The organism is Peptoniphilus sp., assembly GCF_022767005.1.
Classification (GTDB): Bacteria; Bacillota; Clostridia; order Tissierellales; family Peptoniphilaceae; genus Peptoniphilus_A.
On record NZ_JALEOV010000019.1, the window covers coordinates 1 to 15,652 of the forward strand.

Genomic DNA, 15,652 nt, shown 5'->3' on the forward strand with positions numbered 1-15,652 from the left:
TTTATTTAATTATTTAATTATTTCTATCTTTTTGCTTGATTTTCTTCAATATATTATGATATTTTTTTCTGTAATCATTTTCACAAATACTAAAAAAGTATACAATATAAATTTCAAAAAACTTACTATAATTTAAAACTATAAAAATTTTATTTTTAACTTAATTTTCTCTTAAATATAGTGTATTATACCTTATGAGGTGTTTTTATGAACTCAAGAAGAATAAGTCTTAAAGAATGGATTTTTTCAAAAACTTTTGGCAGAAAACTTCTATCAGTGATAGTATGCAATATAATTCTTGCCTTTTCCATAGTTTACATAATAAAGCCAAATTTACTAATATCTGGAGGTCTAACTGGCACAAGTATATTGATTTCAAATGTTACGGGACTTAGCCTTCCAATGTTAATATTTTTGTTAAATATACCCACTTCAATACTGAGCATGTTTTTCTTGGATAGAGATTTTACATTTTTCTCTACACTTTCAATATTGTTGCTATCCCTATTTGCATCCTTTTACCAAAAAATAGCACCAGATTTTTATTTAACTAAAGAACCCATACTCGCTTGTGTGTTTGGCGGCATTTTAAATGGAACTGGCATGGGCATCGCCTTTAGAAATGGAACATCAACTGGCGGTCTTGACATTGTAGCTGCAATTTTAAAGAAAAAATTTAACATCACTATTGGAAGTGTACTCATGGGAATTAATTTCATAATAGTTAGTTCATTAGGCTATTTCTTTACCTTTGACAAAGTTCTCTTCACTTTAATTTTAATGTTTATAAATTACAATGTTGTAGATAAAATGCAACTTGGCGTTGGAAAGCAAAAACAACTCCTAATAATTTCTGAAAAAAACGAAGAGATTGCAAGGGAAATTTACAAAGAAATACACAGAGGAGCAACTTTTATCAATGGCGTAACTTCCTACAAGAGAAAGGACGTCTACATCTTATATGTAGTTTGCTCTTCAAGACAACTTGTGAAAGTTCGTCAAATTATTAAAGAATATGACCCCGAAGCCTTTGTTTCCGTTTCTGACACATCAGAAATTTTAGGCAACGGCTTTAAAGAACTTTCAGTTTAAAATTTAATTTTGTAATGCTAAAGGACTTTGTAACATAAAACCACGACAATGGAAAATCCAAAATCGTGGTTTTTTTACTTTATCATTTGTCCCGCTGCTATATATATTCCAATTAAACTCCAATCGTAAATTATGTGAATGAGATAAGTTACTGTAAGATTTTTAGAAAGAACATAGGACATAGATAGCCCCGTCCTTATAATTGAAATTATTAAAACAGCTTGTAGAATATTATAATTATATGTTGAAAGGTGCATTGCTCCAAAAATCACTGATGAAAGAATTATAGCAAGAATTGTCTTTAAAATTTTATTTTCAGACTTCATTTTATTTATCACAAATAAAAATGGAATTATAAAAATTATTTCTTCAGCAATAAATTGAATTAGCGTCGATATAAAAAAACTTTTAAAATTATCTGGAGTTAATACTTCAAAAATTGGATTAACATCCGACTTTATGCCCAATTTTGTTACTACAATTGATGAAACTACAACTGCAATAATAGAAAAACCAAGCCCAATAATTATATAAAGCAAGTCCCTTCTTTTTAATGGCAAAAATATTTTGACTATAAAGTATCTATCTACAATTACTAAGGAAAGTAGAGAAATTACACTAACTGCAAGAGCCATTATTATTTCATTTCTAATATCAAGGATAGCAAATAAAAGGCTCACTCCATAAAAAGATCCTATGGAAATAATAAATGCAAGTATCCACTTCCAAGTCTTTGCTTCTATTTTAGGATATTCTCTTTTCATTTAGCACCAAACCCTATAAAGCCCTCATCTGTCAAAAGATAATTTAGCGGCATATCATATTCTTCATGCACTAATTTTTCTACAATTTGTTCAGAATAACCAATGCCCATTCTTATTGTTTCAACTTTTGCAAAAAATTTGTCGTAAAATCCTCCGCCATAACCAAGTCTATAACCATCTTTGTCAAAGGCAAGTCCCGGCGTAATAGTTAAATCTACATCTATTACCTCTTTGCCTTCCTTCGGTTCTAAAATTCCCATTTTGTTTGGCTCTAGGTCATCTATTCCCTTAACTTCAACTGCAATCATCTCCTTGCCTTTTACAAGTGGCACCAAAAGTTTTTTGCCATCCCTTAAAATCATAGCAATAATTTCCTTTGTGTCAACTTCACTTTTATAAGATATAAAAATAAATACAGACTTTGCATCTTTGTAAATTTCTAAATTTTTAAGTCTTTCTCTAATTTTTTTATCCTTTTCATCTCTATTTTTAATTTCTTCTCTTAGTTTTGAATATCTTTTTCTAAGTTCCCTTTTATCCATTTAAATCTCCTTGTTTTCACAAATTTCTTTGTAATCGCAATTTTTGCAATCGCTACTGGAATTATAATCGCCAGAGGTAATGCTATTTGTCATTGCAATTATTTCAGCTTCAACTTTTTTTAGAAGTTCACATAGTTCATCTTCTGTAAAGTAATTTCTCTTTCTATCATCTCTCGGCAAAATGTCAGAATTTTTTATTACAGTTGTAAGTTCAGCCTTTTTTACAGAACCATAAATTGCACTTGCTATTTTTTTACCCACTTTTATTCTAGAAATAGCATAAATTGGCATTTGAAAAGATTTTAAATCTTCTATTTCCTTTTTAGTCCTAATATTTGACCTCTTGTAGTCAATTAAAATTTCACTATCGCCCAAGGCATCAATCCTATCAATTCTTCCCTTTATTTTTATTCCAGAAATATCTGTATCTATTTTTTCTTCAAAATATTTTGGCGTAAAGCCATATTTTTTTTGCTCCTCTAAATCATTTTTAATATATTCCCTTAAAGTGTTGAAAGAATTTATAACAGAAATTTTTTCTAAAAAAGAAAGATTATTAAATTCCCCCAAATTTTCTTCTTCTAAAATCAATTCCTTTAGAGTTTCAATGTTTAAATCCCTTTCCCTCTTGAAATATTTTTCTAAAATATGGTGATATTTATCGCCAGTCCTCTGATAATATTTTTCATCATAATCTTTTTCAAGTTTTTCAATTTTGTAAACTTTCTCAAAGAGAAATCTTCTTGGACATTCCTTCAAGGTGTCAAAATCTGTAACATAATAATTCCTCTCCCTTATTTTTTTGTTGATTCCAACAAGTTCTTCCCTTGAAACATTATAATTTAACTCCTCACGAGAATTGTCAAAATCAAGCTCTGAAGTAGAATAAATTTTCTCATGCTCTTTGATTTTTAAGCCTAAATCAAAAATTAATTTGTTCAAAAGTTTTGAAAGTCCCCTTTCATAATCATCTATTAAAATAAAAACTTCCTCCGACATAATTAAATCGTAGATTAGATAGATGTAATCTCTCCTAAAATTATCTTTGATTAGTCCAATTTCCTTCATGTCCTCTTCAGATTCTCTATTATAAAGAAAATTATTTTTTACATTTCTCTCAAAATTTTGGTCAAACCCAATTAAAAATAAATTTTTAAATTCTCTATAATAATTTGATGAATAATTTGAAATTTCAATTCCCTCTAAGTTTTGAATTGCATCTGTCCTTGATTTTTCAATATACTTTTTTACAATCAATACAAAATCAAAGAGTGAAATCTCACTATAAAGCGAAGAAAGTTTCTTCATTTTTGAGAAGTTTTCTTCCATTTTGTCAAGAAATCTTAAATCTCTAATTGCCAAAGTGTCGGGATTTATTTTTACCTCATCCTTAATTTTAACTTTTGCAGAATTTAAGTATTCGCCAAAAAAGTTTAAGTAATAATCTATATTTGCAATCTCTTTTATGACTTCTCCTTGTAAAATTTCAACTCCACTTAAAAAATTATCTATTGAGTCAGAATTTACTGTAATGCTCTTTGTCTTTGAAAAATCTATGTCGTATAAATTATTAAAATCATAGGACAAAAAGCCCTTTTCAAGGTCAATTGCATCACATTCAATGGGAAAATATGAAAGTCTAACACGTTTTAATGTGTTTTCCTTGCTTTTATTTTTAAAATATTCCAATAAAACCATAAATTCATTTTCTAAGAGAGATCTTTCACTGCATTTCACATTAAATTCTAAATTTTCAAAATTTTCACGTGATTTTATTTTATAGGCAAGTCTTTTTGAGCCAGTTAAAATGTCAATGTCCTCGATTTTTTTATTTTTAAGGGTCATTTTTATTTTAGAGAAAAATAAATTGTAAAAATCTCTCTTTGACGAAATCACATTTATTTTTTTGCCCTTTAAATGCTCTTTATAGTTTAAAAATGTCCCTTTTTCTAAAATAAAGCCAAGAGCCTCTAAACTTTTTATAGTAGAGGAAACTAATTCTGAATTAAAAAAGTTAAAGGGAAGGTCAATATAAATATTTTTATTGGGAATTTTAGATATTTTTTTTATAATTTCTTCTTCACTTTGTCTAAATTCCAAAAATCCCGAGATTATAAAAGTATCAAAGGGAGTTTCTTCCATTGACTGCTCCTTTAGCCTGCCATAAAGGTCATATCCTCTTTTTTCAAAATAATCTTTGTAAATTTGAAAAACTTCCCCGAGATTTTTAAAAATTTCACCCTTTATCTTTAAAATATCTTCGCCACATAAATTATTTTCTACTATGTCATCGAAAAAATCCAAGATGATGTCCACAGTTTCGGGGAAAACTTCTATATCGCCAAAATTATTCTTCAAAATTTTAGAAAGAATTATGTATTTTAAAATAGAATCGGGTTTGCGCCTGCGTTTTTTCTTTCCAATGCCGTCAAAGGTTTCAAACTCGGTCTTTGTTATATCTACTTTATTTTTTAGCATATCCCTTATGTAAAAATTTATCGCAGATTGAGAGGGCAAGATTATCAATGTCCTCTCGCCCTTTAAATTTGCAAAATCAAATTTTTCCCTTGGATTTCTAAAAATTATTTTTTTCATTTAAAATTTCACCCAAATTCACTTCAAAAATTTCCTCTGCAATACGCGTCATTTTTTCTCCCGGAAGATAAGTAAATTTCTTGCCCAATAAATTTTTTAGCTTATCGCTCTCAAAGACAAGAGCATAATTGTGTAAAAATTGACTATCCAATCCCTTGTCCATAAAAAGTTTATTTGTTTTATCATCTCCATACTTTCTGTCGCCAATGATAAATAAATTTTTTTCCTTCAAAGAAGCCCTAATCTGATGCGTCCTTCCCGTAATTAAATTAACAGAAAGAAGAGAATATCCGCCCTTATTTTTTAACACGTGAAATTTTGTAATTGACCTCTTGCCTTGGTCCCTAGATTTTTTCATCACATTATTTTTTGTCTTAACTAAATTTATGTCCACATCAAAATCATTTCTCACATTTCCAGAAACAATGGTAATATAATATTTTTTTATCTCGTGATTTTTTATAGCTTCATTTAAAACTTGTAAAGTTTTTAAATTTTTAGCTCCAATTAAAATTCCAGAAGTATTTCTGTCAAGTCTATTTACAAAGGCAGGCCTAAAGGATTTTTCAAGCCTTGGACTGTATTCGCCCTTTTCAATTAAATAATCTACCATCCTGTCTAGAGCATTGTCTTGATAAGTGCTGCTGTCGTTATGAGTTAGCATATTTACCGGCTTTTTTACCAATATTATATCCTCATCTTCGTATAAAATATTTGGAAGCTTTGAGTTCTTAGATTTTTTTATGTCTTTTTTAAATTTATTAATAGTATCTTCTGACAAAAATAATTTTATGCTGTCCCCTTCGTCGATAATATCCTCTGGTTTTGCCTTTTTGCCGTTTAACACTATATTTTTCTTTCTCAAATTTTTATATATAAAGGAAAGTGGCGCCTTCTCAAAATAAATTTTAAGAAATCTATCTAGTCTTCTTCCACCGTCATTTTTATTCACAATAATTTCTCGCATAATTTCTCCAACTTTTCATTTTTTAACTTTACTGTTATAATTATATCAAAACAAGATGAAAAGAGGTTTATTTTGAATAATTTTAACAGAGGCAAACTCTTTTTTATTAAATTTTTACAAGTTTTATTGTCAATTTTATTTTTCTTAGCCTTGGTTTTCGTAATCAAGTGGAGAATTGACTCCCTTTATCTAAATTCAATTTCAAACCGCAAGGTACAATTAAGCATTGTAGACGAATTTACAAAGACGGCAAATGAAATTTTAGTTGCAACTGGACTTAAAGATGAAAAATCTGTAAAGCCAATTGTAGCTTTAGACGAAGGCAAAGAGGAAAATGAAGAGACCGACAATACTAAAGCAAAAATTACAATTCCTGAAGGCACAAATGTCGATGGACTTGGCGAAATTTTAATGTCAAAGGGTTTAATAAAAGATTTGAATGCTTATAAGGCATTAGTTGACGATATGCAAATAGGAAATAAAATTGTTCCCGGCACTTACGATTTAAACAAGGGATTAAAGGTAAGGGAAATTCTTGCCAAAATTTCTAACACAAATTTAAAGACCTACAACATAAATATTAATGAAGGTGCAACTCCAGCCGATGTTGCAAAAACACTTATGGATAATGGAGTAATAGTTTCACAACAAGCCTTTGTAGATTCCTGCAACAACCTTGGCGTAACTGCCTTTGCACCTGGAACACACGAAATTTTAATGCCATCAAAAGTAGCAAATATAATTAAATCACTTGCTAAAAATTAATCTGTGGGAAACTGCAGATTAATTTATTTTATCTGTTAATATTGCTTATTTATTTTAGCAATAGATATTATAGATAATTTGTGATATATTTTAAAAAAAGAATGGAGGATATTATGCACAAAAATAGAATTAATAGACTAATAAAAAAGATGAAAGAAAATAATTTGGCTCACATGATAATAAGCGACCCCTATGCAATTTTTTATTTTTTAGGCAAAAAAATTGAACCAGGAGAAAGAGCCCTTGCACTTTACATTCATAAAGACGGAGATATTGAACTTTTAATAAATGAATTATTTCCACAAGATGATGATATGGGAGCGCATCTAATTTGGTATAACGACATTGAAGACGGCATCGAAAAGCTTTCAAAATACATTAAGGATGACGAAATAATTGGCATAGACAAGTTTTGGTCTGCTAAATTCTTGCTTCGCCTTCAAGAAATTTTTCCTGACAAAAAATACATCAATGGTTCCGACATTGTAGACGCAGTAAGACGCATTAAAGATGAAGAAGAAATAAAATTGATGCGTGAATCTTCTATAATAAACGACAAAGTTATGGAAGAAATTATCCCTTGGGTTGTAAAGGGACTTAATGAAAGACAACTTAGTGCAAAACTAAAGGAAATATATAAATCACATGGCATCGAAGAAGTTTCCTTTGAGCCAATCACAGCTTACGGAAGATCTGCTGCAGATCCTCACCACTCCACAGATGACACTTGTGGCAAACTTGGCGACTGTGTAGTTTTAGATATTGGCGGAATGTATAAAAATTACGCCTCTGACATGACACGCACAGTTTTTATAGGCGAGGTAAGCGACAGAGCCAGAGAAATTTATGAAATCGTAAAAGAAGCCAATCTTCGTGGCATTGCAGCAGCAAAACCTGGCAACAAAATGTCTGACGTGGACAAAGCCGCAAGAAGTTACACCGAAGAAAAAGGTTACGGAAAATATTTCACTCACAGAACTGGACACTCCATTGGACTTGAAACTCACGAAGCTGGCGACGTTTCATCTGTAAACGACAGCATAATAGAAGTTGGACAAATTTTTTCCGTTGAACCGGGAATATATTTGCTAGATGAAGGCATTGGCGTGCGCATCGAAGACCTAGTGCTAATAACAGAAGATGGCTGTGAAGTTTTAAACCACTTTTCAAAGGATTTAAAAGTTGTCCCAGTAGAATAATTTTATAATTAAAACTAAAAAAAGCTGTGTCTCCACAGCTAAATCAATAATCTATTTTATCGAGTATCCCCTTAAAATATGCAATGGCAATGCCATAATTTGTAATGGGGATACTTTTTTCTTTTGCACTTTTTATCCTATTTCTTATATTTTTTGCATTTAACATACAGCCGCCACACTGAATAATCAAATCATAATCTGAAATATTTTCAGGAAAAGCCGATCCACTACTTACATCAACTTTTAAATTTTCTCCAACCTTTTTGCGAATCATATTTGGTATTTTTATCCTTCCAATGTCTTCTTCTGCTGGAGCATGAGTGCAACATTCGGCGATTAAAATCTTTGAATTTTCATCTAAAGATTTAAGAGCCTCTACTCCCCTTAAATACTCCTCGATGTCGCCCTTCAACTTTGCAAATAAAACTGAAAATGAAGTGAGTTTTACATCTTCCGGTTTCTTTTCATAAACTTCCAAGAAAACCGAAGAATCTGCAATGATTAAGTCTGGCTTTTTATTTAAAATTAAAAGTACATCGGAAAGTTCCTCAAGCTTTACCATCATTACAATTGCATTCCTGTCCAAAAGTTCACGAATTGATTGCACTTGCGGCAAAATCAATCTATTTTTTGGCGCTGCAATATCCTGTGGAATTACAAGTAGGACTAAATCTTTTTCCCTTACCATTCCATCAAAAAGTTTTTCTTCTTTTTTTGGTTTGAATTTTAAAAGTTCTTCTAAAAATATATCAAAGCCAATTTTCTCAGTTGCAGAAACTTCCACCACTGGAAAATCTCTAAAATTTTCTCTAATTTTTTTTATTTCATCTTCACGCAAATTGTCAATTTTATTTATTAATATAATAACTGGCGTGTCCTTAAATTTTTTTATTAGCTCTTTTTCCTTTGAATTATCAGTATCAGCCACTACCACAACTGCTATATCAGTCTTTAAAATTACCTCTTCAGTCCTCTTTAGCCTTTTTTCTCCAAGTTCAGTAGTATCAGTGATGCCTGCCGTGTCCATTAAAAGACAAGGTCCCAAAGATTTTATTTCCATGGATTTGTACACTGGATCAGTTGTAGTTCCCTCTTTATTTGACACAATGGAGATGTCCCTATTTGCAAAGGCATTTATTATGGAACTCTTCCCCGCATTTACTTTCCCAAAAAAACCAATGTGAATTCTATTTCCAGAATTAGTTTTATTAAGCTCCATTAAAATCTAAAATCTCTCTTTCCCACAGTTTCCATTTCATTAATGTATTCAGTCGCCTTTTTCTTCACAACTTCATTAGGGATTTTTTGAAGTTCATCTTCAATTAACTTTTCGCTAAGCCTTTTAGTCTTTTCATTACCATAATCTAGCATATATTCCTTTAAAGTCATGAGAGCATTAGGTTGACAACAATTTAAAATTTGACCAGACTTGCAAAGTTTCATAAATCTGTCGCCAGTCCTTCCCGCTCTGTAACAAGCTGTACAAAAACTTGGAATGTAACCAAGTTCAATCAACCAGTCTATAACCTCTTCCAAAGTTCTGTTATCGGAAACATCAAATTGTTGTGAATTATCCTCTTCCCTTTCTTCTTCAACATAACCACCAACAGAAGTCTTTGAGCCGCCAGAAATTTGACTTACTCCAAGTTCAAGAACACGCTCCCTTACCCTTTTTGACTCTCTAGTAGAAATAATCATTCCAGTATAGGGAACAGAAACCCTTATAAGTGCAACTATTTTTTCAAAAATATCATCAGAAAGTTCATTTTTAAACTCGTGAGGGTCGATGTCGTCAGCAGGTTGTATCCTCGGCACAGAAATTGTATGAGGTCCAACTCCAAAAGTCGCTTCCAAATGTTCAGCGTGCATTAAAAGACCAACGAGTTCATATTTATAAGTTTCAAGACCAAATAAAACTCCCATTCCAACATCATCTATGCCAGCTTCCATGGCTCTATCCATTGCCTCTGTGTGATAATCATAATTGTGTTTAGGGCCAGTTGGGTGCAGTTCTTCATAAGATTTTTTGTTGTAAGTTTCTTGGAACAAAATATAAGTTCCAATTTCTGCATCCTTCAACTTCTTATAATTTTCCACAGTCGTCGCTGCAATATTAATATTAACTCTCCTAATTTGCCCATTTTTATGCTTAATAGAATAAATAGTTTTTATAGATTCCAAAATATATTCCATAGTATTATTCACAGGGTCTTCGCCAAGTTCAATGGCAAGTCTTTTGTGTCCCATGTCTTGAAGAGCAATTACTTCATTTTTGATTTCTTCTTGAGTTAATTTTTTTCTTCTAATGTTTTTATTTTTTGAGTGGTAAGGACAATATGTGCAACCATTTATGCAATAATTCGAAAGATAAAGTGGCGCAAAAAGTACAATTCTATTGCCATAATGGTCTTCCTTTATTTTCTTCGCCAATTTATAAATTTCATCTTGTATAGCATCATCTTCATTTAGAAGAAGGACAGCCGCCTCTCTATGACTTAGCCCCTTTTCTTTTTTTGCTTTATTAAGAATTTTTTCAAGAACCTTTCTATTGTTTTTGTTTTCTTCAGCAAAAGCAATAGTGTCCATAATCTCATCGTGATTAATAAATTCTTCTGCAACTTTTGAATCTACCTTATACATTTTTTCCTTCTTTCTTTCTACCTATAATCTCCTCTTGAGGAAGAGATTTTATAACCAATCTTCTTTAATTTGTCCTCTAAACCTTTAAAATCATCAGAATTTTCAACTTGTGTCCCAATTTTATTGTCATAAAGTTTGTAATTTTTTCTAAGCTTCTCCGCACCCACATTGGGCATCAAGACATTTGCCCCTGCTAGTATTCCCTTTTCTCTGCCAAAATCATCAATACTGCCAAGAGCAGTAGTCGCTGGCAAAAGTAATTTTTCATCTAAAATTCTAACAATAGCAAGAATTTTCAAGACATCAGAAAGTTTTCCCCTCTCATAATTTCTAAAGGGAGTGTCCTGCTGTGGTATGAAAGGCCCCAGACCAACCATTTGAGGTTTTAACTTTAAAATAAAATTTAAGTCCTCATATAAATTTTCTAAAATTTGAAAGGGCGAACCAATCATCATTCCACAACCAGTTTGAAATCCAAGTTCCTTTAATTTAAAAATAGAGTTAATCCTATTTTCAAAACTCATGGACTTTGGATGCAGTTTTTCATAATGACTTTTAGAAAAAGTTTCGTGACGAAGAAGATACCTATCAGCACCCATGCCCTTGAGTTCCTCAAAATCGCAAAAATCTCTCTCTCCAAGGGACAGCGTAATTGCAACATCTCCAAACCTTTCCTTGACTTCTCCAATGATTTCCTTTAGATAGCTGAGAGTATAAAAATCATCCTCGCCACCCTGCATGACAATGGTCTTAATGCCGAGAGAAACAGAATGATGTGCCAAATTTAAAATTTCTTCTTTGGACAATCTAACCCTCTCAGCATTTTTATTTGCATTTCTAAGTCCACAATAAAAGCAATTATTTTTGCAATAAGTGCTTATCTCTATTAAACCTCTTATGTAGATTTCTCTGCCAAAGTTTTTCACTGCCAAATTTCTTGCAAAGGCGTAAAGTTCTTCTGCATCTTCATCCCTTAAATTCATCAAAAAAGAAAAATCATCAAAGGAAATATTTTTAGTTTTATAAAAGTTTTCGCAAATTTTTTGTATTTTTTCCATAATATCCAATCTTGGTTAAAAAGTTCACAATCTATTATAATACTTATAAAATTAATATCAAGTAAATATCACAAATTTATTAAATTACATTTTTTTGATGCATTATAAAAAAAATTTTGAAATAAAAAAATAAAAATTGCAAAGCATGGCATTAAAAAAACATTGATTGAGTTCAACCAATGTTTTTTTAATCTTATTCACTTTCTTTAAAACCTTCGTATAAGTTTCCTTCTTCTTCGTCAATGTATTTTTGTGCATTCATAGCTGCAACTGCACCGTCGCCCGCAGCATTTATAACTTGGCGGACACTTTTCTTTCTAATGTCGCCTGCTGCAAAAACTCCTCTAACATTTGTCCTCATCTCATCGTCAGTCTTGATGTAGCCATCCTCAGTTATTTCAACCTTTCCCTTAAACATTTCAGTTTTAGGAATATATCCTATGAATACAAAAATTCCAAAGGGTTCGTCAGATTTAATTGACCTTTCTTCGCCAGTTTTAGTATCCTTTAAAATCATTTCAGTGACAATTTTGTCGCCCCTTATTTCCTTAACAGTTGAATTCCAAATAAAATCAATTTTTTCATTGTTAAAAGCCTTTTCTTGAAGAGCCTTTGTAGCTCTAAGCTCATCCCTTCTGTGAATGATGTAAACTTTTTTTGCAAAATTAGTAATAAAAAGTGCCTCTTGAATAGCGGAGTCCCCTCCACCAACTACATAGACAGTTTCATCTTCATAAAAAGCAGCATCACAAGTAGAACAATAGCTTACACCACGTCCCTTGTATTCTTTTTCACCAGGCGCATTAATTTCTCGTGGAGAAGCACCTGTAGCAATAATAATTGCCTTTGCCTCATAAGTATCGATGTAACCCTTAATCTTTTTAACTTCGCCTTCTAGTTCAATGTCTACAACCTCGTCCATGACAATTTTTGCACCAAACTTTTTAGCTTGGTCAGCCATTCTCTTTCCAAGTTCAACACCAGTAATAGAATCGATGCCCGGATAATTTTCCACATTAGTAGTTTCAGCTATTTGACCGCCTTCGATTCCCTTTTCTATAATTAAAGTTTTCTTTTTACTTCTTGCTGCATAAAGACCTGCAGATAAACCTGCTGGGCCTCCGCCAATTATAATAATATCGTACATTATATCCCTCCGTTAGATTTATTATACCCAAAATAATTTTTTTGTATATAATAGAAATAGGTGATCACATGGATTTTAAAATAAATTTATCAAATACATACTTTTTGACAATAAATATTTTACTAATACTTTTGTCTTTTATTATGAGCTATCTCCTCATGAAAAGAAAAAATGAAGTGCCAAAAAATAAAAACATCGACCTTGAGTTTTACGAGAAGGGCTACCTATACAAAGGACCTAATTTTATTTACAACACAATTATCGCAATGATAGTAAAAGCTTGCGGAAATGGCAACTTAGAAATCGAAAAAAATTTTTATAAAAATAAAAAAGGAGAAGAAAAAGTAGAATTTAAACTAAAAAATGTAAACTTCCCTGCCCTAGATTCCGCAGAAAAAAAACTTTTTGACATACTTTTATCCTTTGGCGAGGGCGAAGTCTCAACGAGAACTCTGGACAAACTTAGAAGAAAAGAACCCGACAATTACAACAAAAAATTTAACGACTTCTTGGGCTTTTTAGAAGATGAAATGGTGGCAAAAAAACTTCTTACAAGAGAAAAGAAAACCTTTAAAATTCTCCTTTCCTTTGAAATCTTCTCCCTATTATTTTTCTTTGGCATAATCACAGTGTATAACAAAAACTTTTTTGGAATAGCAAGCATAATTCTATCCCTGTTTTTTTACGCAACATTAATAATAAGCTTCTCCAAAATGACTGAACTGGGTAATAAAAAATTTAGAGAATTAGAAAAAGTAGAAAAGAAACTTCTAAATTCCAATGGAGATACAGAAGAAGAATTTCTCCTCGCCATATGCTTTGGACTAAAAAAAGAAAATGTAAAAACAATTTATGAAAACTTTATAGAAAAAACTAATACCAAAAACTATTGCCCAATATTTTTTGACCCTAACTTTTACAAAACCTTTAAGACAGCACTAGTTGGCGACCATCTATTAGTCAGAAACTAAATAAAATAGAAAGCCTTAATTTTGCACAAAAAAATAAGGCTTTCGCCTATGTAAAAATTTAATCAAAAATTCAATTAAATTAATAAGCAAGACCTACTTGCTAAACATCTCAATAGCATTACTTAACTTCACAATAACTTCCTTTAGTTCCTCCATCTTTTTCTCCAACCTCACCAAGAGATAACAAGAAATAGCAATGGGAAACCCAATATTTGAAATACTAGTCAATAGATCTTCCATAATTAAAGTTCCTTTTCAGATCTAGTAATTATAGTAGCACCATTGAAAGTTTTCACAAAACCTTGCTTGCCATTGATGAGATTATTATTAGTTATAATATCTCCAACATTCTTCGCATCCTCTTTTGTAACCTCTTCCTTAGGATTTAAAATAGCAAGATTGTAAGGATTGCCACCCTCATCAACAAAGTCAATTCTAAGTGTCTTTGTACTTTTCATTAATATTCTCCTTTCTTAATAAATCAAAATAACATTACGCTTGCTCGTTAAAAACTTCTTCAGTAACCTTAGAAGCAGAAGCAAATACACCATCAACTAAATTGCCAATACCCTTAGACAAGTTATAAAGAACTTCATTAGTAGCTTCAGCATTAATATTTCTAACAGTGGTACTTCTCTTCTTCATGCTGCCATCAGCATTAGTGCTAGTAGTAACAGTCTTTAACATTGCTTTCTTTTCACTAACTTCAACTGCCATTATTTTCACCTCCTACTATATATATAGAAAAAATAGTCAAAAGTTGCTATGACAAAATAAAAAATTTTAAACTATAAACTTTCTTTAAACTCCCACCACTTTTTCCAATTATTGTCACTCATAGAACGAGGACAAATCTTGTGGGAAGCATCAAAATGTCGTACAACATGATTCATGGGAATACCATAAAAATTCATGAGAAACCTAATGACAATACGCGCATTTTCAAGAGCCTTTTCATAATTGCCATCACTATTCACGCAAATTTCCACACCAATGGAATTAGTATTAGTAATGCCATACTTGCCATGCCCGTCGCCACAGTGCCACGAAACATTAGTAGTCTCCACAGTTTCCACAATCCTTTTGTCGTCCACAAAATAATGAGCAGAAGCATTTCTATTGCCACCATTAAAATATCTATAATGAGCCATTGCATCAGCACCAGCATTGGTATTTCCAGTATCGTGTACCACAATATAGATAGGCTTTACCATGCCTTTTCTCTTAGAAAAATTAAACTTAATAAGTTGCTTCTCGATTAACATAAACACCTCCTAATAATATTGTAATTGAAAAACTAAAATTTCTTCCTTACTTGTAATAGCAAGAGATATAATCACGCATATTTTCAATAGCATTCCTCTTGAGATTGACCACAGTCCACTTAGAAATTCCAAGAAAATTAGCAATATCAGAAAGACCAAGCCTCTCATAGAAAAAAAGCCTAATCACAGTCTCCTGCCTTGGAGTTAGAGAATCTATAGCCTTTTTCAAAATGCCAAGCCTCTCACGCTCCAAAAAGTCGCCCTCAATGTCCACACCAGCATCAATAGAATTGAAAATATTTAAACTATCTTCCTCATCATCAGTAGCCACCTCGTGAACATCGCTATTCACATTCAAAAGATATTTATAAGTGTTAAGATAATAATATTTAAGAGATGATTTTACATACTTTAAAAAAGATCTCTTGTTGTCAAAATCTTCAATACAGGAAAGCACAACTGCCCTCCCATCAGAATAAAGATCCTCAAACTCACTAAACACCGGGCAATAACTTTTGATAGAAGATCTAATTAAAGGCTCTAGCATATCTAATACCTTTACCTTTGACCTCTCTTCGCCTACAAGGGCAGACCTCAAAACTCTGTTAAAATCTTTATAATCATTCATCATAGCTCCCTCCTATTTG

Annotated in this window: 17 protein-coding genes; 4 read left to right on the forward strand and 13 right to left on the reverse strand. The window is 31.5% G+C overall.

Features of this window, described 5'->3' with window-relative positions:
- Nucleotides 1–207 precede the first annotated feature (207 nt).
- Nucleotides 208–1,092 carry a YitT family protein gene (locus MR285_RS01555; RefSeq protein ID WP_293557371.1) on the forward strand — a complete coding sequence of 295 codons (885 nt, stop codon included), beginning with the start codon at nucleotides 208–210 and terminating at the stop codon, nucleotides 1,090–1,092.
- A gap of 74 nt (nucleotides 1,093–1,166) precedes the next feature.
- Here the strand turns inward: MR285_RS01555 and MR285_RS01560 are convergent, their stop codons facing one another.
- From MR285_RS01560 to MR285_RS01575, 4 genes are read right to left on the reverse strand one after another with little or no spacing between them, the layout of a single operon-like run.
- Nucleotides 1,167–1,856 carry a CPBP family intramembrane glutamic endopeptidase gene (locus tag MR285_RS01560; protein WP_293557373.1) on the reverse strand — a complete coding sequence of 230 codons (690 nt, stop codon included), beginning with the start codon at nucleotides 1,854–1,856 and terminating at the stop codon, nucleotides 1,167–1,169.
- Nucleotides 1,853–2,398, reverse strand: coding sequence for a 5-formyltetrahydrofolate cyclo-ligase (locus MR285_RS01565; RefSeq protein WP_293557375.1), 546 nt, complete (start codon nucleotides 2,396–2,398; stop codon nucleotides 1,853–1,855). Before MR285_RS01565 ends, MR285_RS01560 begins: the two co-directional genes overlap by 4 nt.
- Nucleotides 2,399–4,993 carry a PD-(D/E)XK nuclease family protein gene (locus MR285_RS01570; protein WP_293557377.1) on the reverse strand — a complete coding sequence of 865 codons (2,595 nt, stop codon included), beginning with the start codon at nucleotides 4,991–4,993 and terminating at the stop codon, nucleotides 2,399–2,401.
- Nucleotides 4,974–5,960, reverse strand: coding sequence for an RluA family pseudouridine synthase (locus MR285_RS01575; RefSeq protein WP_293557379.1), 987 nt, complete (start codon nucleotides 5,958–5,960; stop codon nucleotides 4,974–4,976). Before MR285_RS01575 ends, MR285_RS01570 begins: the two co-directional genes overlap by 20 nt.
- A gap of 72 nt (nucleotides 5,961–6,032) precedes the next feature.
- Here MR285_RS01575 and MR285_RS01580 point away from each other — a divergent pair, with 72 nt between their 5' ends.
- Both MR285_RS01580 and MR285_RS01585 read left to right on the forward strand, forming a co-directional pair.
- Nucleotides 6,033–6,725: an endolytic transglycosylase MltG gene (locus MR285_RS01580; RefSeq protein WP_293557381.1), complete on the forward strand. Its 693-nt coding sequence runs from the start codon at nucleotides 6,033–6,035 to the stop codon at nucleotides 6,723–6,725.
- Between the two features lie 113 nt (nucleotides 6,726–6,838).
- Nucleotides 6,839–7,924 carry a Xaa-Pro peptidase family protein gene (locus MR285_RS01585; RefSeq protein ID WP_293557383.1) on the forward strand — a complete coding sequence of 362 codons (1,086 nt, stop codon included), beginning with the start codon at nucleotides 6,839–6,841 and terminating at the stop codon, nucleotides 7,922–7,924.
- Between the two features lie 43 nt (nucleotides 7,925–7,967).
- On the opposite strand, the gene hydF is transcribed toward MR285_RS01585, so the two are convergent.
- The 4 genes from hydF to trxB form a co-directional block, all read right to left on the reverse strand.
- Entirely contained in the window at nucleotides 7,968–9,143 is a 1,176-nt protein-coding gene (gene hydF, locus MR285_RS01590) for a [FeFe] hydrogenase H-cluster maturation GTPase HydF (RefSeq protein ID WP_293557385.1), read from the reverse strand.
- Complete coding sequence (gene hydG, locus MR285_RS01595; protein ID WP_293557387.1) at nucleotides 9,143–10,564, reverse strand: [FeFe] hydrogenase H-cluster radical SAM maturase HydG; 1,422 nt, start codon at nucleotides 10,562–10,564, stop codon at nucleotides 9,143–9,145. The genes hydF and hydG overlap by 1 nt, the downstream gene beginning before the upstream one ends.
- A gap of 17 nt (nucleotides 10,565–10,581) precedes the next feature.
- A complete protein-coding gene (hydE, locus tag MR285_RS01600; RefSeq protein WP_293557389.1) occupies nucleotides 10,582–11,622 on the reverse strand; it encodes a [FeFe] hydrogenase H-cluster radical SAM maturase HydE in 1,041 nt (346 codons plus the stop codon).
- A gap of 193 nt (nucleotides 11,623–11,815) precedes the next feature.
- Entirely contained in the window at nucleotides 11,816–12,769 is a 954-nt protein-coding gene (gene trxB, locus MR285_RS01605) for a thioredoxin-disulfide reductase (RefSeq protein WP_293557391.1), read from the reverse strand.
- Between the two features lie 68 nt (nucleotides 12,770–12,837).
- Here trxB and MR285_RS01610 point away from each other — a divergent pair, with 68 nt between their 5' ends.
- The gene (locus MR285_RS01610) at nucleotides 12,838–13,740 is read left to right on the forward strand and encodes a DUF2207 domain-containing protein (RefSeq protein WP_293557393.1); all 903 of its coding nucleotides are present in this window, start codon (nucleotides 12,838–12,840) and stop codon (nucleotides 13,738–13,740) included.
- A 93-nt stretch (nucleotides 13,741–13,833) separates the two neighbouring features.
- Here MR285_RS01610 and MR285_RS01615 read toward each other — a convergent pair whose 3' ends face one another.
- The 5 genes from MR285_RS01615 to MR285_RS01635 form a co-directional block, all read right to left on the reverse strand.
- Entirely contained in the window at nucleotides 13,834–13,980 is a 147-nt protein-coding gene (locus MR285_RS01615; RefSeq protein ID WP_293557394.1) for a YvrJ family protein, read from the reverse strand.
- Between the two features lie 2 nt (nucleotides 13,981–13,982).
- Nucleotides 13,983–14,198: a DUF2922 family protein gene (locus tag MR285_RS01620; protein ID WP_293557396.1), complete on the reverse strand. Its 216-nt coding sequence runs from the start codon at nucleotides 14,196–14,198 to the stop codon at nucleotides 13,983–13,985.
- A gap of 34 nt (nucleotides 14,199–14,232) precedes the next feature.
- Nucleotides 14,233–14,457, reverse strand: a complete 225-nt coding sequence (locus tag MR285_RS01625) for a hypothetical protein (protein WP_293557398.1) — start codon at nucleotides 14,455–14,457, stop codon at nucleotides 14,233–14,235.
- Between the two features lie 71 nt (nucleotides 14,458–14,528).
- Complete coding sequence (locus MR285_RS01630) at nucleotides 14,529–15,005, reverse strand: N-acetylmuramoyl-L-alanine amidase (protein ID WP_293557400.1); 477 nt, start codon at nucleotides 15,003–15,005, stop codon at nucleotides 14,529–14,531.
- Nucleotides 15,006–15,051: 46 nt separating this feature from the next.
- A complete protein-coding gene (locus MR285_RS01635; protein WP_293557402.1) occupies nucleotides 15,052–15,636 on the reverse strand; it encodes a sigma-70 family RNA polymerase sigma factor in 585 nt (194 codons plus the stop codon).
- Nucleotides 15,637–15,652 lie beyond the last annotated feature (16 nt).